Origin of the sequence: Listeria sp. ILCC797, assembly GCF_900186185.1 — a bacterium.
GTDB classification, from domain to species: Bacteria; Bacillota; Bacilli; order Lactobacillales; family Listeriaceae; genus Listeria; species Listeria goaensis.
The window spans coordinates 118851-142268 of sequence record NZ_FYBS01000005.1; the positions used below are offsets into that span (position 1 = coordinate 118851).

The 23418-nt window shown below is 39.5% G+C and carries 27 protein-coding genes and 1 riboswitch; of the genes, 17 read left to right on the plus strand and 10 right to left on the minus strand.

What is annotated here, in order from left to right; all coding sequences use genetic code 11:
• The first annotated feature begins 9 nt into the window (after positions 1-9).
• From BN1609_RS06885 to BN1609_RS06900, 4 genes are all read left to right on the plus strand, one after another.
• Positions 10-1560, plus strand: coding sequence for a rhomboid family intramembrane serine protease (locus BN1609_RS06885; protein WP_088809924.1), 1551 nt, complete (start codon positions 10-12; stop codon positions 1558-1560).
• Complete coding sequence (locus BN1609_RS06890) at positions 1557-1763, plus strand: YqgQ family protein (protein WP_088809925.1); 207 nt, start codon at positions 1557-1559, stop codon at positions 1761-1763. The genes BN1609_RS06885 and BN1609_RS06890 overlap by 4 nt, the downstream gene beginning before the upstream one ends.
• Before the next feature lie 16 nt (positions 1764-1779).
• Positions 1780-2751, plus strand: coding sequence for an ROK family glucokinase (locus BN1609_RS06895; RefSeq protein ID WP_088815860.1), 972 nt, complete (start codon positions 1780-1782; stop codon positions 2749-2751).
• Between the two features lie 87 nt (positions 2752-2838).
• Positions 2839-3936 carry a hypothetical protein gene (locus tag BN1609_RS06900; protein WP_088840703.1) on the plus strand — a complete coding sequence of 366 codons (1098 nt, stop codon included), beginning with the start codon at positions 2839-2841 and terminating at the stop codon, positions 3934-3936.
• 230 nt (positions 3937-4166) lie between these two features.
• Here the strand turns inward: BN1609_RS06900 and comGF are convergent, their stop codons facing one another.
• The 5 genes from comGF to comGA all read right to left on the minus strand — a co-directional run bounded on the left by comGF (position 4167) and on the right by comGA (position 7616).
• Positions 4167-4619, minus strand: a complete 453-nt coding sequence (gene comGF / locus BN1609_RS06905; protein ID WP_088809928.1) for a competence type IV pilus minor pilin ComGF — start codon at positions 4617-4619, stop codon at positions 4167-4169.
• Between the two features lie 224 nt (positions 4620-4843).
• Positions 4844-5260, minus strand: coding sequence for a competence type IV pilus minor pilin ComGD (gene comGD, locus BN1609_RS06915; RefSeq protein WP_255377328.1), 417 nt, complete (start codon positions 5258-5260; stop codon positions 4844-4846).
• Positions 5260-5574 carry a competence type IV pilus major pilin ComGC gene (gene comGC / locus BN1609_RS06920; protein WP_088809930.1) on the minus strand — a complete coding sequence of 105 codons (315 nt, stop codon included), beginning with the start codon at positions 5572-5574 and terminating at the stop codon, positions 5260-5262. The genes comGD and comGC overlap by 1 nt, the downstream gene beginning before the upstream one ends.
• Positions 5575-5587: 13 nt before the next feature.
• The gene (gene comGB, locus BN1609_RS06925; RefSeq protein WP_088809931.1) at positions 5588-6619 is read right to left on the minus strand and encodes a competence type IV pilus assembly protein ComGB; all 1032 of its coding nucleotides are present in this window, start codon (positions 6617-6619) and stop codon (positions 5588-5590) included.
• Positions 6606-7616 carry a competence type IV pilus ATPase ComGA gene (gene comGA, locus BN1609_RS06930; RefSeq protein ID WP_088815855.1) on the minus strand — a complete coding sequence of 337 codons (1011 nt, stop codon included), beginning with the start codon at positions 7614-7616 and terminating at the stop codon, positions 6606-6608. The genes comGB and comGA overlap by 14 nt, the downstream gene beginning before the upstream one ends.
• 345 nt (positions 7617-7961) lie before the next feature.
• A riboswitch (glycine riboswitch) is annotated at positions 7962-8052 on the plus strand.
• A gap of 81 nt (positions 8053-8133) precedes the next feature.
• Here comGA and gcvT point away from each other — a divergent pair.
• From gcvT to gcvPB, 3 genes are read left to right on the plus strand one after another with little or no spacing between them, the layout of a single operon-like run.
• Entirely contained in the window at positions 8134-9219 is a 1086-nt protein-coding gene (gene gcvT / locus BN1609_RS06935) for a glycine cleavage system aminomethyltransferase GcvT (protein ID WP_088809933.1), read from the plus strand.
• Between the two features lie 29 nt (positions 9220-9248).
• Positions 9249-10607: an aminomethyl-transferring glycine dehydrogenase subunit GcvPA gene (gene gcvPA, locus BN1609_RS06940; protein ID WP_088809935.1), complete on the plus strand. Its 1359-nt coding sequence runs from the start codon at positions 9249-9251 to the stop codon at positions 10605-10607.
• Positions 10604-12058 carry an aminomethyl-transferring glycine dehydrogenase subunit GcvPB gene (gene gcvPB, locus BN1609_RS06945; RefSeq protein WP_088840705.1) on the plus strand — a complete coding sequence of 485 codons (1455 nt, stop codon included), beginning with the start codon at positions 10604-10606 and terminating at the stop codon, positions 12056-12058. The genes gcvPA and gcvPB overlap by 4 nt, the downstream gene beginning before the upstream one ends.
• A 43-nt stretch (positions 12059-12101) precedes the next feature.
• On the opposite strand, the gene BN1609_RS06950 is transcribed toward gcvPB, so the two are convergent.
• The 5 genes from BN1609_RS06950 to BN1609_RS06970 form a co-directional block, all read right to left on the minus strand.
• Entirely contained in the window at positions 12102-12641 is a 540-nt protein-coding gene (locus tag BN1609_RS06950) for a hypothetical protein (protein ID WP_088809939.1), read from the minus strand.
• A gap of 101 nt (positions 12642-12742) precedes the next feature.
• Entirely contained in the window at positions 12743-13366 is a 624-nt protein-coding gene (locus BN1609_RS06955) for a pentapeptide repeat-containing protein (protein ID WP_088815851.1), read from the minus strand.
• Between the two features lie 56 nt (positions 13367-13422).
• Positions 13423-13806 (minus strand): rhodanese-like domain-containing protein, encoded by a 384-nt coding sequence (locus BN1609_RS06960; RefSeq protein ID WP_088809942.1) that lies wholly within the window; start codon positions 13804-13806, stop codon positions 13423-13425.
• 43 nt (positions 13807-13849) lie between these two features.
• Positions 13850-14125, minus strand: coding sequence for a hypothetical protein (locus tag BN1609_RS06965; RefSeq protein WP_088815849.1), 276 nt, complete (start codon positions 14123-14125; stop codon positions 13850-13852).
• Between the two features lie 6 nt (positions 14126-14131).
• Complete coding sequence (locus BN1609_RS06970) at positions 14132-15040, minus strand: DUF1385 domain-containing protein (protein WP_088810045.1); 909 nt, start codon at positions 15038-15040, stop codon at positions 14132-14134.
• 311 nt (positions 15041-15351) lie between these two features.
• On the opposite strand from BN1609_RS06970, the gene BN1609_RS06975 reads away from it, so the two are divergent.
• The 10 genes from BN1609_RS06975 (at position 15352) to BN1609_RS07020 (ending at position 23277) form a co-directional block, all read left to right on the plus strand.
• A complete protein-coding gene (locus tag BN1609_RS06975) occupies positions 15352-16413 on the plus strand; it encodes a Xaa-Pro peptidase family protein (protein WP_088840706.1) in 1062 nt (353 codons plus the stop codon).
• Positions 16414-16490: 77 nt separating this feature from the next.
• The gene (efp, locus tag BN1609_RS06980) at positions 16491-17048 is read left to right on the plus strand and encodes an elongation factor P (protein ID WP_088809945.1); all 558 of its coding nucleotides are present in this window, start codon (positions 16491-16493) and stop codon (positions 17046-17048) included.
• Positions 17049-17194: 146 nt separating this feature from the next.
• The gene (gene accB / locus BN1609_RS06985; protein ID WP_088840707.1) at positions 17195-17671 is read left to right on the plus strand and encodes an acetyl-CoA carboxylase biotin carboxyl carrier protein; all 477 of its coding nucleotides are present in this window, start codon (positions 17195-17197) and stop codon (positions 17669-17671) included.
• 13 nt (positions 17672-17684) lie between these two features.
• Positions 17685-19049, plus strand: a complete 1365-nt coding sequence (gene accC / locus BN1609_RS06990) for an acetyl-CoA carboxylase biotin carboxylase subunit (protein ID WP_088809949.1) — start codon at positions 17685-17687, stop codon at positions 19047-19049.
• A gap of 3 nt (positions 19050-19052) precedes the next feature.
• The gene (locus BN1609_RS06995) at positions 19053-19460 is read left to right on the plus strand and encodes an Asp23/Gls24 family envelope stress response protein (protein ID WP_007543544.1); all 408 of its coding nucleotides are present in this window, start codon (positions 19053-19055) and stop codon (positions 19458-19460) included.
• A gap of 25 nt (positions 19461-19485) precedes the next feature.
• Complete coding sequence (gene nusB, locus BN1609_RS07000; protein WP_088809951.1) at positions 19486-19869, plus strand: transcription antitermination factor NusB; 384 nt, start codon at positions 19486-19488, stop codon at positions 19867-19869.
• 79 nt (positions 19870-19948) lie between these two features.
• A complete protein-coding gene (gene folD, locus BN1609_RS07005) occupies positions 19949-20803 on the plus strand; it encodes a bifunctional methylenetetrahydrofolate dehydrogenase/methenyltetrahydrofolate cyclohydrolase FolD (RefSeq protein ID WP_088825620.1) in 855 nt (284 codons plus the stop codon).
• Between the two features lie 15 nt (positions 20804-20818).
• Positions 20819-22162: an exodeoxyribonuclease VII large subunit gene (gene xseA, locus BN1609_RS07010; protein ID WP_240310338.1), complete on the plus strand. Its 1344-nt coding sequence runs from the start codon at positions 20819-20821 to the stop codon at positions 22160-22162.
• Positions 22163-22393 carry an exodeoxyribonuclease VII small subunit gene (xseB, locus tag BN1609_RS07015; RefSeq protein WP_088815840.1) on the plus strand — a complete coding sequence of 77 codons (231 nt, stop codon included), beginning with the start codon at positions 22163-22165 and terminating at the stop codon, positions 22391-22393.
• A gap of 2 nt (positions 22394-22395) precedes the next feature.
• Entirely contained in the window at positions 22396-23277 is an 882-nt protein-coding gene (locus BN1609_RS07020; RefSeq protein ID WP_088825618.1) for a polyprenyl synthetase family protein, read from the plus strand.
• Positions 23278-23418 lie beyond the last annotated feature (141 nt).

Genomic DNA, 23418 nt, shown 5'->3' on the forward strand with positions numbered 1-23418 from the left:
GGGAATTTTTTGAGCCTCCAAGAAAATTATGTTTTCTGGCTGTTAACGAACTACTTTTTAGGGCAAGAAAACTATCGACTCATTCATTTACATGAAGAAAAACAAGAACTATGGTTAGATAATCCAAATAAAAAGGATCGCCCAGTCATTCGTATTCAAATGCGAGAATTAGGATGGGCAAGTGTAGTGGAGCGCGACGTGACCCATGTCTTTAACGTGGCCGAAAATCTTCGTAAACAAATGGGTAGATTAAAGCTTTCACTCGTGAACATTTACATCAGTCCTTTTGAGCCTGTGGGGGACAAACCTGTATTTGAAAAAATAATAACAGGTAAAAATGATAAAATTTCACTCCAAAACTTTTTAATTTCAACAGAACATACTGAACAAAAGTTACGAGAGTTAGAAAATGAACTTGGGATTCAACAAGGAACTTTCTCTGTAGAAGGTGAAATGACAGAAGCACGTGTCGCATTGGAGCGGCAAACCGTTATCAACTATATCACCAAAAAAGTAACTGAAGAACAACAAACAGCAAGAAAAGAAAAACCTTATATTACGTATACCTTCATTGCGATGCAAATCGCGTACTTTCTTTGGGTGTTTTTTAAAGATATGTCGCTTAGTACCTTCACTTTAGTTGAATATGGTGCTAAGTTTAACCCGCTAATTTATCAAGGCGAATGGTGGCGTCTAATTACACCTATTTTCTTGCATACCGGACTCATGCATATCGCAGCAAATTGCCTCATGCTCTATATAGTTGGTCCATGGGCAGAGAAAATTTATGGGAAATGGCGCTACGCCACAATTCTTCTCATCGGCGGAATTGCTGGAAATATCGCAAGCTTTGCGTTAAACAATAATGTGGCTGTTGGCTCGAGTACAGCTGTTTTTGCTCTATTTGGCGCGTTGCTCTACTTAGTTGTTTTAAAACCGCATCTTTATGCTAAAACAATAGGTTCTAGTATTGCGGCATTGGTTGCAGTAAATTTAGTCATCGATATTTTTGCAACTGGAATTGATTTGGCTGGACATGTGGGTGGCCTTGTAGGAGGATTCTTTTTAGCAGGAGCATTATCTTTACCACTACAATATTTTCACTGGCGGCGACTTTTTTACGGAATTGGCTTTGTTACGCTAGCCATTCTATTTCTAGTCATGGGATTTGATAAAGCTGGTGAAGTGCAGAATCCTGCTATTAGTAATAGTGTAGCCCAATCTTATTTTCAAGAAGGAAATCATAAAGAAGCCAATAAAATACTTGATTATTTAGTAGAAACAAGAAGTGCTGATGAATATAGCTATACCCTTATGGCCACAGAAGCTTTACAAAACAGGCACTATTCAAAAGCAGAAGCAGCTGCTAGAGAAGCCATTCTACTGAATCCAGAAATTCCGCAAGCTCATTATATTTTAGCAGTGACCTATTTGCATAAAGGCGACCGAGAAAATGCTTTAAAAGAAGCTGAAATAGCTAAAGATTTATCTGATGAAAAGTTCTTTTTAGATTTCTATAATCAATTAAAAAATTCTAACCAGTTAGAGGGAGCACTATGAATTCTGTTTACGATGTAGCACAGCTATTAAAAAAGTATGGCATTATTGTTTATCTTGGCAAACGCGAGTATGATATCGAAATGATGGAGCATGAACTGACAGAACTTTTTAAACACCAAATTTTAGATAGAGAGCTATATGCTAAAGCGCGAGGTATTCTAAAACAAGAGTTAATAAAAGAACAGAAGAAAAATAGTAAATAAAAGGAGAATAAGGGACATGGACAAAAAGTTAATTGGTATTGATTTAGGCGGAACAACAGCAAAAATTGCGCTTTTAAACAAAGAAGGCGATATTACTGAGAAATGGACAATTAAAACGAACATCGAAGACAACGGCTCAAACATTGTTCAAGATATTGGGAATAGCTTAAATCAAAAATTGGCTGAGCTTCAAGTTAAAAGCGATGAATTCTATGGCATCGGTATGGGAACTCCAGGCGCTGTAAACTTTGAAAAGGGAACTGTAAAAGGCGCTTATAATTTGAACTGGGTAGAAGAACAAAATGTGTCAGAAGATCTGGGTCGTATAACTGGATTAAAAGTTCACTTAGATAATGATGCAAACGTTGCAGCACTTGGTGAACGCTGGAAAGGTGCTGGTGAAGGCGGTGCAAATGTAGTATTCGTCACATTAGGTACAGGCGTTGGCGGCGGAATCTTTGCTGAAGGCAAAATTCTTCATGGCGTAAGAGGCGCAGCTGGCGAAATTGGTCATGTTACGGTCGTGCCTGAAAACGGTTATGATTGTACATGTGGTAAGAAAGGGTGCCTAGAAACAATCGCTTCTGCAACAGGTATCGTACGGGTTGCGAAAGACTTAGCAAAAGACTTTTTAGGTAAGTCTAAACTCCGTGATGCGATTATAAATGATGAAGAAGTAACAGCTAAACTTGTTTTTGATTTTGAAAAAGAAAATGATGAGCTAGCTAAACTTGTTGTCGATAAAATTTCATTCTATTTAGCTTTAGCACTTAGCCATATTGGTAATATGTTAAATCCTGAGAAGATTATTATCGGTGGAGGTGTTTCAGCTGCTGGTGATGCTTTATTAAAACCAGTTATTGCTTATTTTGAAACAATGGTATTTCCAGCAGTTAGGGAATCAACTAAAATTTCAATTGCTACAAAAGGCAATGATGCAGGCGTTATTGGAGCTGCATGGTTAGCGCTCCCAAATGAGGAAGCGTAATAATTAAAAAAAGCGCCATCTAATCTAGTTTTAGCTTATTCTAAAAAGGGTATTTTTATGGATAGATAAACAGATTGGAGGCTTGAGATGAAGAAAAAACAAGTACTTATCCTAGTTGTGTTCGTTGTCGTAATCACTTCTATTTCATTTGGCTGCTCTCCTCCTAAGCAGAAAGATGCGAAGAAAGATGAGAATATGGTTGTCAAGCCATTTCAAACAAGTAAGCAGAAGTTTGTTCGCATTGTCGGTTGGCTAAATAATGATAGTGTCTTAGTGCAAGCCCAACAAGGAAAAAGCACAAACTTCGTCAACTACAATATTTATACAGGAAAAGAAAAACCAATATTAGCTGTAGACAGCTTAATTTCTGATGTGCAATTAAGTCCAGATGGTTCTCAGTTTCTCGTGTATGCTATTCAAAAAAACAATAAAGTGAATTTATCTGTTCATTCGACATCAGATGGTAGTACTCTTATGAGTAAAGAGATGGAACCATTATCTGCCAATTTTTATTGGAATCCGGATTCGATAAACAAAATAATGATGGTTCTCTTTGATCAAAATTTTGCTTATACAGTAAATGTTATTGATACAGAAACGAGTGAAATTTCAAAAGTGACGACTACATCGCAGTTTGTCAGTTGGTATAGTGATAATTTGTATGTAGTAAACCGGAAAGAACCTGGGATTGAACTCGGTAATTTGTATTTGGAAGATACTAGAGAACAAGAACCAGAAAGTCTTATCGTGGCCAATATTTTGCAATTTGCGGTAAGCCACAATATGCTTCTTACAACTGAACGACCTGATGACCCATCAAAAGTCACGTATGATTTTCGAACAATAGGATTTCAAACCATTTATAAATATGAGATGCCTAGAGAATACGATGAGTTAGGAACCTTTATTCCGTATTTCGACAAAAATTTTACGGCCAAAACATTCCTGACGTTTGAACCGTATGAAAGTAAAAAAATAAGTCCACAAGGTAATGAATATCGTCTTGTATTGATTAATCCAGAAGAGAAATCACATCGTGTTATCGTAGAACTCATGGATAATAAACCAATTGTTAGTTCACCAGATGGCCAAAAAGTTTTATACGGCTATCAGTTTGAACAACTTATTTCCACTAAAGATGGGGAAATTTCAAACTTAGTTTCGTCTTCTGAACGAATTTATTAATGGCACACTGTCTGTTAAAAAGTAGACAGTGTGTCATTTTGTATAAATGAAGTAAATTGGTTTTCAACTATATGCTGGTTTGTTTTATTTGCTCCATGTAATAGTTCTGCCACCGCTGTTCGAATTCCATTTGGCGATTAAAGAGAGTAATAACACTTGTTAAAATAAGAAAACTAATGAAAAGGATAAATAGAGTAATCGGGAGAGAAAAGCCGTTCTTCAAAATTAACTCACTCCCTTTCCATCATAAGCATGGTAGTGAAATTTTTATTTGCAGTTGTTTTGATTTTCAAACTTAGTTCCGCATCATTTAAATACATTGAAAATTGAGCGACATTTGTAAGCAACGTTTCATGACCTTTCCCGTCAACTTGCTTGCGAATCACATCTTTATAGAATTCGTAACAAATTTCTTTGTTTGAAATCGAACAGAATTTATTGTCTGAACGAATATGAATTTTCCCGTTTCCAATCTCTTCGCGTAATTGTTTCACAAAAATATGCCATTCTGCACTATGAGAAATATTCGTCACATTCAATATCTTTTTTTCGGTCTGCAGTAAGAAAGGGATCATTGTAAAAATAATGATTGTTACTAAAAGAGCCATGATAGATTCTAGCAGACTAAAGGCATTTTTATTCGGCGAGAGGGAGACATTTTTTATTTTTACTCGACCAACCACAAATCTCCTCCTTTTTTAATTGCTCAATATAATAACCATCAATTTCTTTTTTGAAAGGGGGAGATTGATGGGCCCGAGCTTGATCGTGTAGGTGCTGATAAAGTATCGTTAATTCTCGCTCGGTTTCAAGTTGACTAAGCATGAACAAAATTAATGGCGTAATAAAAGACGTGATCAAAACTAAAATACTAAGCGAAAAAATACTTTCAAGCAGCGTAAAACCGTTAGGCTTCTTCAATTCTAAAACGTCCTTTCCCAATTTGAAAGATCCACTTGTAGTCACGTGTAAGCCCTTTAAAGTGTACGGTTGTAAAACGATTAATATGACCAGAATCTGGTAGAAATTGGAATTTTTCTAGTTGAACAACTTTTAGCGACTTAGGAAATTTTTCTGTATAGCGTGTTTGCTCACCTACAACCATTTGAAATTGATCGGGATTAAAAATGATTTCTGTTCGTTCGCCGTTTGTAATCGCGATAGTTTGGGCCAAAAAAATATCCGCTTTGATTTGCTCAAGCATCTCTTTTTCTGCAATTTGATCGATAAGGCGGTGAACAGGAGTAATTGTTAATTGAATGGTTAAACTGCAAATCAGTAAAACAAACAACATTTCAATGAGTGTAAAGCTATTTCTTTTCACTAATTTTCCTTTACATTTCCTGAAGCATCAATTTGAACGCTTTTTCCATTCGGGCAGCTTTTTTGATCTTGAGATAGATAACCTTTCGCGAGTAAATCAGCGAAACTAGGAACTTGATTGAATTCTAATTGATAAGCTTGGACTTGACTTTCTACAACAGAAATAAAAGCAGTACAACCTTTATCATTAATGGATTTACTTTGCTTCACGATGTTCGGAATCGTTAGGAGTAACAGAACACTGACGACGAGCAGAACGATTAACATTTCCACTAAAGTAAACGCTTGATTGTCTTTCCAATTAATTTTAAACATGAAAACACTCCTTTTAGATTTGATTAACCATTGAAAACATGGGATAGAGGATTGATAAATAAATCGAAATAATTAAAATGCCGATAATAAGAAATACAGCTGGCTGAATATAGCCAAAAAGTTTTTCTGTTTTTTCGAGCATTTTACTATGACAAAAATCATAATAAAATAAAAGTTCATCTGACAAAGTACCATTTTTCTCGCCGTGTTTAATAATATAAACAAGCTCTTTTTCAAAGATTCCAATAGATTTTGCAGCTTCCGTAAAAGAAAGCCCTTTTTCTAAGGAAATCGTAAATTTTTCGCCTATATTCATAAAAAAAGAAGTGGATTTCTTTTGCATGAAGAGCTGAAAAGTTTGTTGAATAGAAAGACCGCTCTTCAATAAATAACCACATTCTCTCGCGAATAGTTGAGAATAGTGAATACGCGTAAAACTTGAAACGATAGGGATTTTATTGAAAAACAAGGCGCGTTTTAAAGCATCTTTTCGTTTGCTCCTGCTTAAAATGAATAAGAATAGGAAGAAGCAACCTAGCATCAGGCCAAATAATATAATCGGTAATTGTTGTAGTAAGAAATATGAGAACTGACCAGATGCATTTTCACCGTTAGCAATTTGCTTAAACAGCAGGTCAAACTTCGGCAGCAAGAAAATCCGTAACAAGAAAAATACGATGATAACAGTTGAAAAGAGAACAGCCGGATATTGAAATGTCTTTTTAAGAGATTTTTGTTGTTCGGCTTTTCTTTTTAGTAGCTTGCCGCACTCTAACAGGGTTTCGTTAAAATAGCCATGTTCATTTGCATAAAGGACAGGTGCCGAAATGAAGGAAGGAAAACCTGCTTTTTGTAAAGCGATTGAAAAGTTTGCACCCGTATTCAATGTTTCAAGCATGATAAGATAGCGTCTTTTTTCTTTTTTTGAAGTGATGGCTAGATAGGCGATAGCGGTATCAATTGGAAAACCTTTGTCTAAAAGTTCGGAAAGGCGAACTAGGAAATCGCCATCTTTATTCCAGTCAGATTGATTAAAAAAAGCCATAGCAGAGTCCTTTCTGAAATTGTTTGTTAAGTGATAATGTGGGGGTATTTCGTTGTCCTTCTAGCATTTGCAGAAGATTGATTTGCCGAGTTTCGACTTCATAAAGAACCGTACGTTTTCTTGAAAGATGTGTACAAAAAAGTTGGCAAGAACTTAAGCATAGCGGGCAATAAAGCGCATGTATTGTTTGAAAACTTATGCCAAGTAAGCAATGCGCCAAATTTTCTTTGGATATGCCTAATTCAGCTAACCTGGCAATGATGCCATCTAAACTACTTGCGTGGATAGTACTAATAACAAGATGCCCTGTTAGAGCTGCTCGAATTGCCATCTGTGCGGTCTCACTATCACGAATTTCACCAATAATAAGAATGTCTGGATCATGTCTTAGAATCGCACGGATAATAGTTCCATAAGTGAGGCCCGCGCGTTCGTTCACTTCAATTTGTAAAAACTCTTGATGAAGATGTTCGACAGGATCTTCAATAGTGATAACTTGTTTATGTGTATGCCGCGTTAATTCAGTAGCAAGACTATACATAGATGTTGACTTACCGCTTCCAGTACTGCCAGAAAATAGAAATAAACCTGATTTAGAAGCACAACATTCGAAAATAGATTTTGCTGTAGCATAAAAAAGAGTTGTTTCTAAAAATGGCAGTGGCTTCTCATAATGATAGAGTCGCAAAACCATACTTTCCCTTCCAGTTTTATTCGGAAGTGTAGATACTCTAAGAGCGATTGTCTGATTTTTGATGATGCGCTCGTATTGTCCAGATTGCGGCTTACGCTTTTCGCCGATATCCATTTGAGCATTAAATTTTAAGAAAGAAATTAACTTATCGCCAAGATCAAACGGGATAGTGGCTAGCGGGTGGAGCTTACCGGAAACACGAATTCTCACAAGGTAACAAGTTATAGAAGGGTGCAAGTGCAAATCGCTTGCACGCAGCTCAAAACATTGTTCTAACATACTATCAAAAAAAAGTTGGGGCATAAAATTCACCTCTTGCTAATTATATTCGCCACATACACAACAACTCCTTTTTGGTATAAAAGGGGTTTTCCGCCCGAAAATGAAATTTCGACAACTTTATAAAAATGCAAACGCTTAATTGACGCCAAAAACAAATAATCACTTCATAAAAAAATTTTCCAGTAGCAAAACTTTGTGAATTCGATAACTATGCGTACGTTTTTATGAGTGAAAATAAATAAAGCCCTTTCATTACGAACGAATCCTTTGGAAAATACTTTTATATACGTTAGAACGTATAATTTGCCGAACGTTGCAAGGCGTGATAAGCTATAGGAAAAGGCAGGATACATATGTAAAACGCGGTTGAAAATAAACAGAGAGACTGTTAAAACAGCGCCGACGGGGAAAGCATGAAGTATGTGAAACTCTCAGGCAAAAGGATGTTTATGGGACGCAACTCTGGAGTTTTTTACGACAGGGCTTATGATTTAGTAAGCCTTTTTCCTATGCTTAAATTTAAAAGGAGGTTTTCATTTTGGCAGAGCTATTACAGACACCGCTTCACTCCATTTATGGGAAGTACGGAGCCAAGACAATTGATTTCGGGGGATGGGATTTACCAGTACAATTTGCAGGGATAAAAGCCGAGCATGAAACAGTTCGCACCGATGTTGGAGTATTTGATGTTTCACACATGGGGGAAATTCATGTGACAGGGAAAGAGAGCACCGCATACTTAGAAAAAATGTTAACAAATAATATTGCGAACATAAAAGATGGACGCGCGCAATATAATATTATGTGTTACGAAGACGGGGGCACCGTAGATGATTTAGTTGTTTATAAACGCAACGATGAAGATTATCTACTCGTTGTCAACGCTGCGAATACAGAAAAAGACTTTAACTGGCTAAAAGAGCATGCTAGTGAAGATGTAGAAGTTAAAAATGTTTCATCAGAATATGGCCAACTAGCGGTTCAAGGACCGAATGCCGAGAAACTTGTGCAAAGCCTGACAGATGCCGATTTGGCGAGCATTCCATTCTTTGGTTTTGTAGAGGAAAAGGTAGTTGGAGTAGACGCAATCATTTCGCGAAGCGGCTATACAGGTGAAGACGGATTCGAAATTTATATGGCGGCTAAAGATGCGGTTACCGTGTTTGAAGCAGTTGTGAGTGCAGGGGCAAAACCAATTGGGCTTGGCGCACGTGATACGCTTAGATTTGAAGCCAATTTAGCACTTTACGGTCAAGAGTTATCAAAAGAAATTTCGCCACTTGAAGCAGGCGTTAATTTCGCCGTAAAGCTAAAAAAAGAGCCTGATTTTATTGGAAAAGCAGCGCTCATTTCACAAAAAGAAGCGGGCGTACCGCGTAAGATTGTTGGGGTGGAGCTGCTTGACCGCGGGATACCAAGACACGATTATCCTGTTTACTTAGGCGAGAAGGAAATCGGGAAGATTACATCGGGCACACAATCACCTACTTTAGGGAAAAACTTAGGTCTTGCCTTGATCGACTCGAATTACGCAGAACTTGGAGTTGAGCTTGAAGTCGGAGTGCGCAACAAGAAACTTAAAGCAGTCGTTGTTGAAACGCCGTTTTATAAGCGAGGAAAATAAACTTTACGCCATTAAAAGGAGGAAAGAACATGTCAAAATTTCGCTACTTACCAATGACGGAGCAAGATGAAAAAGAAATGTTAGAAACAATTGGGGTCAGTTCCATCCAAGATTTATTCACGGATATTCCTGAGAAAATTAGATTCAATCGGGATTATGATTTAAAACCGGCCATTTCGGAACCCAACTTATTGCGTGAACTTACGAAACTCGCTGCACAAAATGTGAATACGCAAGAAACAGCCTCATTTTTAGGGGCAGGCGTGTATTCGCACTACATTCCAACAATTGTGGACCATGTTATTTCGCGTTCTGAATTTTACACGGCTTATACGCCGTACCAACCAGAAATTTCGCAAGGGGAATTGCAGGCGATTTTTGAGTTTCAGACGATGATTGCAGAGTTGACGGGAATGGATTTAGCGAACTCGTCGATGTATGACGGCGGAACATCACTCGCTGAAGGGGCTATGCTTGCATCAGGGCATACAAAGCGGAAGAAAGTGTTAGTATCTGAGGCGGTTCACCCTGAATCTATTAACGTGTTAAGGACGTATGCAAGTGGGCAACATGTCGAAGTAGAGCTCATCCCTGAAAAGGACGGAAAAACGGATTTAGCGGCCCTTAAATTGGCTATGAACGATGAGGTTGCCGGTGTCGTTGTCGGTTATCCTAATTTTTATGGACAAGTAGAAGATCTAGCGGCAATTGAAGCGATTGTTCACGAACAAAAAGGTCTACTCATTGTTTCAAGTAATCCGCTCGCTTTAGGAATTTTAACCCCACCTGGGAAGTTTGGGGCGGATATTGTGGCTGGCGATACGCAGGTGTTTGGGATTCCTGAATCGTTTGGTGGCCCGCACTGTGGCTATTTCGCGTGTACGACAAAATTAATGCGTAAAGTTCCAGGACGATTAGTCGGTGAAACGGTTGACGAGAACGGAAAACGTGGCTATGTATTGACACTCCAAGCGCGTGAACAGCACATTCGCCGCGATAAGGCAACATCAAATATTTGTTCGAATCAGGCGTTAAATGCGCTTGCTTCTTCTGTTGCAATGGTCGCGCTTGGTCAGAACGGGCTTCCAGAAATGGCCAAGCAAAACATTGATAAAGCTCATTATGCTAAAAGTGCGTTTCAAGCGGCTGGTTTTACCGTTTTATTCTCGGACGCTTTCTTTAATGAATTTGTCGTGAAGTTAGATGAGCCAGTGAAACACGTTAATGAAATGCTACTTGAGCGCGGTTTTATTGGCGGTTTTGATCTAGGGCTCTATGCGCCGCAATACGCGAATCATATGCTTGTCGCCGTAACTGAAATGCGCACGAAAGACGAAATCGATGCCTTTATTACAGCATTAGTAGAGAGTTTGGAGGGAGTAAAATGAGTGAAACGATGAAACTTGTATTCGAACGTTCCGTGCCTGGGCGTATCGGTTTTAGTCTGCCAGAGCAAGATGTTCCTGAAACGAACTTAGAAGATATTTTTGAGTCGAGCTATATTCGTTCGGAAAAAGCTGATTTACCAGAGCTTAGCGAACTTGAAATTATGCGTCACTACACCGAGCTTTCCAACCATAACTTTGGCGTAGATTCAGGCTTTTATCCGCTCGGTTCATGTACGATGAAGTACAATCCAAAAATTAATGAAAAAGTAGCACGTTTTCCTGGATTTGCGAACATTCACCCGTATCAGCCTGAAAGTTCCGTGCAAGGCGCGATGGCTCTTTTATATGATTTGCAAACGAGTCTAGTGGAAATTACGGGCATGGACGAAGTAACATTACAGCCAGCAGCAGGGGCGCAGGGCGAGTGGACTGGCCTGATGCTGATTCGCGCTTATCACGAAGCAAACGGGGATACGAAGCGTACGAAAGTGATTATTCCTGATTCTGCGCATGGCACGAACCCAGCTTCTGCAACCGTCGCAGGCTTTGAAGTAGTGACCGTGAAATCGAACGAAAAAGGACTTGTTGATGTTGAAGATTTGCGCACTGTCGTTGGCGAAGATACAGCCGCGCTCATGCTGACAAACCCAAACACACTCGGTCTTTTTGAAAAAGACATCGTGGAAATTGCGGAAATCATTCATGCTGCGGGAGGAAAGCTATACTACGATGGGGCAAATTTAAATGCGATTATGGCAAAGGTGCGTCCAGGGGACATGGGATTCGATGTGGTGCATTTAAATCTGCATAAAACATTTACCGGTCCGCACGGCGGCGGTGGACCTGGCTCTGGTCCAATTGGAATCAAAAAAGATTTAATCCCATTCTTGCCTACGCCTGTTTTAACGAAAGAAGGGGAAAACTACACGTTTGATTACAACTACCCGCAATCTATCGGCCGTGTAAAACCTTATTATGGGAACTTCGGAATTAACGTCAGGGCGTATACGTATATCCGCACCATGGGCCCAGACGGACTCAAAAAAGTAACCGAGTACGCCGTTTTAAACGCCAATTACATGATGCGCCGACTTGAAAAAGCGTTTGATCTCCCGTTCGACCAAGTCTGCAAACACGAATTTGTCCTTAGCGGCAATCGTCAAAAGAAACTTGGCGTCAGAACGACAGATATCGCGAAACGTCTGTTAGATCATAATTTCCATCCGCCAACAGTTTACTTCCCACTCATTGTGGAAGAGGCGATGATGATTGAGCCAACAGAAACGGAATCAAAAGAAACGCTTGATAAATTCATCAATACGATGTTACAAATTGCAAAAGAAGCAGAAGATGATCCTGAAATCGTCCAAGAAGCGCCGCATGATACGTATGTAAAACGTCTTGATGAAACGCGTGCTGCAAGAAAACCAGTACTTCGTTATCAAAAATAATAAAAACCGGGAAGTAAGAGGTTGGCTCTTCTTCCCGGTTTTTTTAAGCAATTTTATTGTCTTTTTCAAAAATTGGATAGTCTTTCAATTGCCCAGAGAAAACTTCATTCAATGGTTCAAACGCTGTAAAGTCACTTGGCTTTAACAATTCAGGAGGGATATTATCAATTTTAATATCAGCCTCAAGCAGTGTCTGCCCAACAAATTGACTGCAGAACATGTGGTTTTCCCGTTTATAGGGAATTTGGAAAAGCATAGCGAACAAACCTAAGAAGTTATAGCGATAAAGTTTTTCTCGGCGTTTCATTTTATGGATGGAGCGTTTAATTTGTGCATATTTTTCTTTTGAAACTTGAAGTTCGTAAATGATGCAGGTTGCGTTTTGGAATATTGGCTCATGCATGTTTTCTCGAACAAAACCAGCTTGAAATGGATTTAAATCACTTTTTCTTCCAAAACTATATGTATTAAAAAGTGAAGCATCTAATGCAAGTGATACGTGTGAGAACGGAAATCCTGTTGATTTTTGAATCGTTCTTGCGAGTAGAGTATTGGTGCTAGTTAAAAGTATGTATATCTTCATTTTTGAAATCCCCTTTTTATATCGATACCATTATTTTAACGAGAAAATAGAGGATTTATAACCAACGATAGATGGAAACTAAGTCAGTATTTAGTCTGATTTTATTCAATAATGATGCCGAGCAGGGTGGACAATTTTAAGGCTTGTTCCTCGTTCACTTTTAGTCCTTTTAGTGATTCAATCGAAGCAATTAGTTTTTCAAATGTGCAGCTTGTGAAGTCAAGCCCGCTTAGCGAAGTATTAGCAAAAAGGCAGTCCGTTAAAAGGCAATTTTGAAATGAAAATTGTTTGAATTCAGTGCTTTCGAATTCTGCGCCAGTCAATTGGCAATCTATAAATGTGGCATTTTTAAATTTTGAAAAACTAAACCCTGCTAAATCGAGCAAACAATTCTGGAAGGTCACATTGTGTAGCAAGCTGTCGGAAAAATCAACGCCAGTCAATTTGCAATCGCTAAATGTTACGCGATGAACAGTGCTTGAATAGAGGGTTACGTTTGATAAATTGCATTTTTCAAAAAGAACATCAGTCAGGTCAAATTTCGGATAATAACGACCTTCGAAAAAGACATTTTCAAATTTTGACTGATTAATGACAAGACTTTCTGTTTCTGGAAGTGGGAAAGCGCCTGTAAAAAGGATGTGCTGCATATAAGAATCGGTTAAGTCTGCTTCAAACGCATTTGTTAAATGATGAGGAATTTTCGGTGCTACTATTTTAGACATATATAGGCTCCTTTATAAAATTTGAGCCGCCTCGTAAACGGAGACGGCTTTCATGATTATTTCGCTTTTGTTTTACCTGACCATTTACGGAAACCGCTTTTTAGCTGGTAAATATTCCGGTAGCCGCGCTTATAAAGCATGATGCCTGCACGATTACTACGCTGTGCGGACTGACAATATAAGTAAATGGGCTGATCTTTGCGGAACTCAGAAATACGCTGTTTAAGTTGCGTCACAGGAATGTTTCGTGCTCCTAAAATGTGACCGCCGTCAAACTCATTAGGCTCGCGCACATCAATAAGCTGTGCTTTGCGATACCCCTCCTTAAACTCTTCTTCTGATAAAACGGTGATTGCTTTTCTGCGCATAATTAGCTGATATACTTCATAACCAAGTAAAATCAGTAAAATGGCAATGGCTAAAATCCAACTGAAATCCAATTCTGTAAACTCCTTTCCAATACAACATCAATTCTATTATAACTTATTTTTTCCCACCATCAATGACTTTGAACGAAGATTTTTTCTTTTTTGAAATGCGATTTTCTTCGTTTCGGCGAAGTTGCTTGGATTGCTTCACCGCTTTTTTGTATCCTGACGCTTTTGGAGTTGCAATAAAATGAAATAAAACAAAGAGTAAAAGAGCGGAAATCGCCCCAATGATAATGAGTGTGACAAGTGAAATCGCGCCACCTGTAAAGATGCCAATCAGGCACAGTACAACAATTAGAGTCAAAATAATTTTGGATGATTTTTTCATATTCATCTACTCCAGTAACTCTAAATTTTGAGGCAATTCATCTTCTGGAACGCCTTCTTTTTCAACGCGCAAAAGTTCATTAAAAGAAGCGATAGCAACTTCAACTTGTGAATCGTCAGGCTCTTTTGTTGTGATAAGTTGAAGCCAGAGTCCTGGATAGCCTAGGAAGCGCAAAACGGGAATGTTCCGACACTTGTTTGTTAGTTGCAGCACTTCAAATGCAACGCCTAGCACAACCGGAATGAGCAAGATACGATCCACAACACGGAGCCACAGCGGGTCAGTTGGCACTAAGAAGTAAATGAACATCCCGACAATTACGGTGAATAAAATGAAGCTGCTCCCACAACGATAATGAAGCCGCGACTGCTTTTGAACATTTTCTACCGTAAGAGGGAGGTTGTTTTCATAGCAGTTGATCACCTTATGCTCGGAACCGTGATATTGGAAAACCCGCTTGATAATGGGGGTTTGTGAAATGGCAAAAATGTAAGTTAGCAACAATAAAAGTTTAAAAAAGCTTTCTAAAATGACTTGTCCAACATCACCTGGAACAAGAAAACGGAAAAACTGTGCGAGAAACACTGGAATCAGCGTCATCACGAATTTCGCGAAAACAAATGAAAGGACGCCAATAACCGCAACGCCGAGCCAGAGGGCAACTTTCGATTCTTTTTTCTCAATTTTTTCTTCCACTTCAGGTTGATTTGGATCTTCATCATAGCGATCAGTTGCAAACGTTAAATGTTTGGAACCAATGGCACTAGATTCAACGAGTGCCACAATACCTCTTAAAAAAGGAATGCGCTTTAAAGTCGTAACCCATTGAGGGCTATTTTTTTCTAAATAAAAGTACTCCATCGTACCGTCTAGTCTGCGAATGGCTGTAACGGTTTGCTTTTTGCCGCCAAACATGACGCCTTCAACGACTGCTTGACCACCATAAGCAGGTTTTTGTCTATCTTCCAACAAGTTCACCAGCCTTTATGATTTCTAAAAACTAATTATAACACAGGAAGCACAGGTTGTTGCTGACTTTTTCTTGAATGTTTTAATTTTATAAAAAAAGGCTATAAAAAGAGTAGTCCAATGCGTTTTGGGCTGTTCTACCTCACTTCACTAAAAAATGGTATACCGCAAAAACTCATCCAGCTCTCGGATGAGTTTTTGTGCGCGACTTATGGTAAAATAAAAAACGAAACTTACATATAGGGAGGAAGTTAAAAATGAATCGATTATCAAGGATACAGCAAGCACTTGTCAATGAAAAAATGGAAGCCGTTCTTGTGACGAGCGAATATAATAGACGTTACGTTTCTAGCTTTACTGGTACGAGTGGTGTGGCGCTAATTTTGCCCCAAAAAGCTTATTTTGTGACGGACTTCCGTTATACGGAACAAGCCGCTAAACAAGCTGTAGGTTATGAAATTGTGAAGCACCAAGGACCAATCTTTGAAACTGTCGAAGAATTACTCCAAAAAAATGGTGTAAAAACATTGGCTTTTGAAGAAGCTTATGTTACTGTTGCTGAATTTAAAGGAATGGAACAAATATTTTCTGCAGTACTTTCTCCAGTTCAAGGATTTTTTGAAAAGATGCGCCAAGTGAAAACAGAAGCCGAATTAAAAGAAATTCGAACTGCATGCGAAATTGCAGATGCCGCGTTTGAACATATCATTCGCTTTATGAAAGTTGGCATGACAGAGCTTGAAGTATCCAATGAACTTGAATTCTTTATGCGCAGACAAGGCGCGACTTCATCTTCGTTCGATACCATTGTGGCAAGCGGTATTCGTTCGGCGCTTCCACACGGAGTGGCATCTGATAAAAAAATTGAAACAGGCGACTTTGTAACAATGGATTACGGTTGCTATTACAATGGATACTGTTCCGATATGACGCGAACAGTTTCGATGGGCGAACCAAGCGAAAAATTAAAAGAGATTTACCAAATTACGCTAGATGCGCAACTTAAAGTTATTGAGGCATTAAAACCTGGTATGACTGGCATCGAGGCGGATGAAATTGCGCGTGATCACATTGCTTCTTTCGGCTATGGTGAGGATTTTGGACACTCTCTAGGTCATGGTATCGGACTTGAAATCCACGAAGGTCCAAACTTATCGATGAAGAGTCCGCAAAAATTAGTTGCCGGCAATGTAGTGACTGACGAACCAGGCATCTACCTACCTGGAATTGGCGGTGTACGTATCGAGGACGATATTTTAATTACAGAAACAGGGAATGAGGTTTTAATTCATTCGCCAAAAGAGCTCATTATTTTATAAAATTTCTTTGTAACTTTTAGCCATTTGTGGTTAAATAAGTAAGAACTAAGAAAATGGGATTTACAGGAGGAAAAAAGATGATTTCAGTTAACGATTTTCGTACTGGTCTTACAATTGAAGTAGATAATGGGATTTGGCGCGTTTTGGATTTCCAACACGTGAAGCCAGGTAAAGGAGCCGCTTTTGTTCGCTCTAAACTACGCAATCTACGTACTGGCGCGATTCAAGAAAAAACATTCCGCGGCGGCGAAAAAGTAGCCAAAGCACAAATTGATAACCGTAAAATGCAATATCTATATGCAGATGGCACAAATCACGTGTTCATGGATAACGAATCTTATGAACAAATTGAATTGCCAGCAACGCAAATTGAATATGAGTTGAAATTCCTAAAAGAAAATATGGAAATCAACATCATCATGTATCAAGGTGAAACAATTGGTGTAGACTTGCCAAACACAGTTGAGTTAGAAGTAACTGCAACTGAACCCGGAATTAAAGGTGATACTTCATCTGGAGGCTCTAAACCAGCAACACTTGAAACAGGCTTAGTTGTTCAGGTGCCATTCTTCGTAAACGAAGGGGACACACTTGTGATTAATACAACAGAAGCTAGTTACGTATCACGTGCTTAGTAAAAGAAGTAGTACTTATCCACCGATAGGTACTATTTTTTTGTGAAAAAATTGAAATATGAGCGTGTGATTTATCCATTTAAAAAGAAATTATGGTACAATGAAATTAGTTTGTGAACTAGATATGTTAAGGAGTGTAGAAAAAAATGCTATCATTTGATGATATTAAACAGCTTATTGAGCTGATTGACGATTCCAATTTAAATGAATTTGAATTAGACCAAGAGGGAACAAAGCTTTCTATAAAGAAAAACAGTGGCGTAGTTTCCCATGCACTAAGTGAAGTAGGACAAGTCGTTCTGCCTGAAGCTGCACCAAAAGTAAATGTTGTAGAAAATTCGCCATCTCCAGTCGTGTCCGAAGCACCAGTGGAAACAAGCGATTTAGAAGTAATTACCTCTCCAATGGTAGGAACGTTTTATACATCTGGTAGCCCAGGCGAACCGCCATTTGTTGAAATTGGCTCTCAAGTGTCAAACAACACAATTGTTTGTGTCGTAGAAGCGATGAAATTATTCAATGAAATTACAGCTGACTTAAACGGTGAGATTGCTGAAATTTTAGTTTCTAATGGGGAACTTGTTGAATTTGGTCAACCTCTCTTTAAAGTTAGAAAAAAATAAGGAGTAATGCGAAATGATTAAAAAAGTATTGATTGCCAATCGTGGCGAAATTGCCGTTCGTATTATTCGTGCTGCAAAAGAGATGGGAATTGAAACGGTTGCGATTTATTCTGAAGCTGACCGCGATGCTTTACATAGTCAATTAGCTGATGAAGCTTACTGCGTTGGTCCAGCCGCAACAAAAGATAGTTATTTAAACATGTCAAATATTATTAGCGTCGCTGTTTTAACAAATTGTGATGCTATTCATCCCGGATACGGCTTTTTAGCAGAAAATGCCGATTTTGCGGATTTATGTGCTGATTGCAATATTACCTTTATCGGCCCAAGCGCGGAAGCTATTTCGCAAATGGGAACGAAGGATGTTGCACGCGAAACGATGCGGAAAGCCGGAGTTCCAGTTGTTCCCGGCTCACAAGGAATCGTTCAAGATGCCGAAGAAGGTAAGAAAATTGCTAAGAAAATTGGCTATCCAGTCATCATTAAAGCAACAGCTGGCGGCGGCGGAAAAGGAATTCGCGTTGCGGAGAGTGAAGAGAAATTAATTTCTGGTATCAAAACGACCCAAGCAGAAGCTGAAGCAGCATTCGGTGATCCGGGTGTTTATATTGAAAAATTCATCGAAGACTTTAGACATGTGGAAATTCAAATTATGGCGGATAATCATGGCAACGTTATTCACCTCGGGGAACGCGACTGTACCATTCAACGCCGCTTACAAAAGCTAATTGAAGAAAGTCCATCACCAGCCCTCGATGAAAAAACACGACAAAAAATGGGACGCGCTGCAGTTAAAGCGGCAAAAGCTGTTCATTATTCAGGCGCCGGCACAATTGAGTTCATTTACGAACCAAAAGAAAAAAGCTTTTATTTCATGGAAATGAATACGCGTATCCAAGTTGAACATCCTGTTACTGAACTTGTTACAGGGATTGACCTCGTGAAACAACAGTTTTTAGTAGCTTCTGGTGAAGAATTAACCATCAAGCAACAAGACGTGAAATTAAGCGGTTGGGCAATGGAATGCCGCATTAATGCTGAAAATCCAGAACGCAACTTTATGCCAGCGCCAGGTGAAATTAAATTTTACTTGCCGCCAGGTGGAAACGGTGTTCGAATCGATTCGGCAGCCTATCCAAATTATAAAATTCCGCCGTTTTACGACTCAATGATTGCAAAATTAATCTGTTACGCCGATACACGCGAAGAAGTTATCGAAAAAATGAAACGCGCGCTTTCCGAATTTGCGATTGATGGAATTCCTTCCACCATTCCATTCCACATAAAAGTGCTTGAAACAGAGGCGTTTCGTTCAGGAGATTTCAATACGAAGTTTTTAGAAAAAAATGATGTAATGAAAAACACTGAGGAGGAGTAATTTATGGCCTATACAAAAGATTTACGTAAAGGACAGGACGAACCGCTTGGGAAGATTGAAATTGCGCCTGAGGTTATTGGTGTCATTGCTGGACTTGCAGCAAATGAAGTAGAGCAAGTGGCGGCCATGCAAGGCGGTTTTGCGACAGAAATGCGTGAACGTTTTGGCGGGGCAGTGAACTATCGTAAAGGTGTCAAAGTGGATTTACTAGAAGAAGGCATCACGGTTGAAATCTATTGCACAGTTTTATTCGGTGCAAGCATTCCGCTAGTCGCTGAAAGCATCCAAAATACGGTTCGCGATACAATTTTCAGCATGACAGGACTTCATGTTTTAGAAGTCAATGTGCACATTGTAGGCGTTCAATTTGAAAAAACCGAATCGCTTTCTTTTGATGACCTAACATTTTAAGAGACGTTTTTAAAGGAGTATTAAAATGAAAAGAAGAGAAGCACGCGAAAGAGCGCTTCAAGCTTTATTCCAAATGGAATTGAATGAAATGCCAGTCGAGCAGGCGATTCAAAATGTGATGGATGAGGAACAAGATGATTATGTTGAAACACTTGTAAATGGAGTGACAGAACATAAAAGCGAACTTGATCAAAAAATCGAAGCACATCTAGATAATTGGCAACTAAGCCGCTTAAATAAAGTTGACCTCTCCATTTTGCGAGTTAGCGCATTTGAAATGCTCTTTTTAGAAGATGTGCCAGATCGTGTAAGTTTAAATGAATCAATTGAAATCGCAAAGATTTATAGCGATGAAAAAGCAAGCAAATTTATCAATGGCGTACTCGCAAATATTGCACAAAACGATTAATGGTTTTACTGTAGATTTGGTGAAAAAAGTATTTTTCGCCAAGTCTATTTAATCATAAGTTTTCAAGGGGGCAATGAAGATGGCACAAGTTATTGATGGTAAAAAATTAGCAAAAGAGATTCAGGAACATGTAACGAAAGAAGTTAGCGCGCTAAAAAGCGAAGGCAAACAACCAGGGCTTGCAGTTGTGCTCGTAGGAAATAACCAAGCGTCACGTACATATGTAAGAAATAAACAAAAGCGCACAGAAGAAAGCGGCATGAAGTCAGTACTTATCGAACTTCCAGAAGATGTTTCAGAAGAAAAGCTGCTCCAAACCGTCAAAGATCTAAACGAAGACGAAACCATTCACGGGATTCTAGTGCAACTGCCACTTCCTAAACATATTTCGGAGGAAAAGGTCATTGACACGATTTCCGTACTGAAGGATGTAGACGGGTTCCATCCTCTTAACGTTGGCAACTTATTCGTTGGCAAAGATTCGCTTGTTCCGTGCACGCCAGCAGGGATTATTGAGCTCATCAAATCAACAGGTGAAACAATTGAAGGCAAGCGCGCGGTTGTCATTGGACGAAGTAACATCGTCGGAAAACCAGTTGCGCAACTTTTATTGCAAGAAAATGCAACCGTAACAATTGCGCATAGCCGAACAAAAGATTTAGCAGAAGTCGCAAGTGAAGCGGATATTTTAGTTGTCGCAACCGGCCTTGCTAAATTTGTGAAAAAAGACTATGTCAAAGCAGGCGCAATTGTCATCGATGTCGGCATGGACCGCGATGAAAACAACAAATTGTGCGGCGATGTCGATTATGACGATGTCTTCCAACAAGCAGGCTATATCACACCTGTTCCAGGCGGCGTTGGTCCAATGACGATTACAATGCTCCTTACGAACACGCTAAAAGCCGCAAAACGAATTTATAATAAGCAATAAAAATTGGACGTGATGATTTTGCAAGAAAAATATTTAACAGTTGAAGCACTTACAAAATACATTGAACGCAAATTTGAGGCAGACCCATATTTAAAACAAGTTTTTGTCAAAGGGGAAATTTCGAATTTAAAAACACCTGCGAGCGGCCACATTTATTTTACGTTAAAAGATGAAGCGGCCATGCTTCGTTCTGTCATGTTTGCAAAATCAGTTGCCAAATTGCCATTTCAACCAGAAGATGGCATGAACGTTCTCGTGACCGGTCGAGTGTCCGTCTTCAATAAGGCAGGACGCTATCAATTTTACGTGGACAGCATGGAACCAGACGGCGTCGGTGCGCTATACGTTCAATTTGAACAATTAAAAGCTAAATTAGACAAGGAAGGACTTTTTGATGCAGCGCATAAAAAAGTGCTTCCTTCTTTCCCTTCTAAAATTGCTGTCGTGACAAGTGCAACTGGGGCTGCGGTACGCGATATTTTGACGACGATTCACCGCAGAATGCCCAGTGTGGAAGTACTCGTTTTCCCAACACTTGTTCAAGGAGAAACGGCTGCTCGTAAAATAGCAGAAAATATTGCCCGTATTAATGCGCGCAACGACATTGATCTGATGATTATTGGACGAGGTGGTGGCTCACTCGAAGAGCTTTGGGCATTCAATGAAGAAATCGTAGTACGCTCGGTTTTCGATTCCGACGTGCCTATCATTTCAGCGGTCGGGCATGAAACGGACTTTTCGCTTGCTGATTTTGCGGCGGACGTTCGGGCGGCGACTCCAACTGCTGCTGCGGAACTCGCGGTGCCACACTATCAAGATTTAAATGAACGTTTACTTGAACGGAAGTATCGGCTAACAAATTTAATGCGGCAAACTTTAGAGCGTTCTGAAGTCAATTTGCGAGCGAAGCGGGAGCGACTTTTGCTACGTGGGCCAAGAAAATTGCTTGATGAGCAGACTGAACGTTTGGATTATTTTTCGGGGCGGATGCAAAATGCATTTTCGCGGGTTATTTGGCAACAAGAAACGCGTCTGACACAATTTTCCAATCGGCTACAACTGGTTTCACCCGAACGCCTAGTGGCGGATGCAAAACGCGACACAAAGGAACTGGCGGGGCGATTACAAGTTGCTACGACTGATATCATCAAATTGAAGCGATATGAGTTTGAAAAGCATATTTCGGCGTTGGAACTTTTAAGTCCGCTTTCCCTCCTAAAAAGAGGTTACGGGGTGACATATAGAGCCGGAAAGGTCGTGAAAGAAGTGCGCGAACTTTCTGCGGGTGATGAAGTGAAGGTTGTTTTAAGCGATGGAGCCTTTCTGGCAAATGTGACGAGCAAAGAGGAGGAAAAATAAATGGTAACAAAAAAACAACAAAGTTTTGAAGAAGCGATGAAGGAACTAGAAGCAATTGTGGAAGCTTTAGAAAGTGGCGATGCATCTTTAGAGGAATCGCTTGATATGTATCAAAAAGGAATCGAGTTAACGAAACTTTGCCAAACGAAGTTACAAGCGGCTGAGGAGAAGATGGCTAAAGTGGTAACGGAAACGGACGAAGAGAAGCCGTTTGAAGTGGAGGGCGAATAACATTGTCAAGCATTGATGCTTTTATAGATACGTATAAAGCAAAACTTGAAGAACGCCTCTTTTCCGCAGTTGAAAACGAAGCGATTGAACCACTTTTAAAAGAAGCGATGCACTATTCGCTTCAAGCAGGTGGAAAGCGAATTCGTCCACTTTTGCTCTTTGCGACAATCGATGCTTTATCAGGCGACAAAAACTTAGGTAGCCACGCGGCGAGCGCTATCGAAATGATTCATACATACAGCTTAATTCACGATGATTTACCTGCGATGGATGATGATGATTATCGCCGCGGCAAACTAACGAACCACAAGAAATTTAATGAAGGAACGGCTATTCTTGCAGGAGATGCTCTCCTAACGATGGCTTTTTCGGAAGTAGCAAACGATGAAACGATTGATGCTAATAAACGGATAAAAATTATTCAATGTTACGCCAAAAACGCTGGCGCTCTTGGTATGGTAGGCGGACAGCAAGCAGATTTAACGGGCGAGGGCAAACAACTCACGCTTGAGGAGATAGAATCAGTCCATGTGCGGAAAACGGGAGCACTGCTCCATGCGGCTGTCTATGCGGGCAGCGTGCTAGGAAATGCGTCAGCTAGTCAGCAGGAACGCTTGAGCGCGTATGCTCAAAATATTGGAATCGCTTTTCAAATTTGCGATGACATTTTGGATGTGACAGGGGATAAAGCGAAATTAGGTAAGGAAACAGGTTCTGATGAGCGAAACCAAAAGAGCACCTATCCAAGTTTATTAACACTTGACGGTGCAAAGCAAGCGTTAGACGAGCATTATCATTTGGCAATTGCAGCACTTCAAGGTAGCGATTTAAAAACGGATTTCTTAATTGGTCTAGCTGATTTAATTGTGAAGCGAGATAATTGAATAGTTGTAAAAATTGTTTCACTATTTTGAGGTAAACATTTGCTTTTTTGATTCTTACGTGATATGCTTAAATAGCATTATTTTTGTGGGTAAGGATACGATTGTGAACAGCATTCCATCTCGTGCCATAAGCAAGAATAG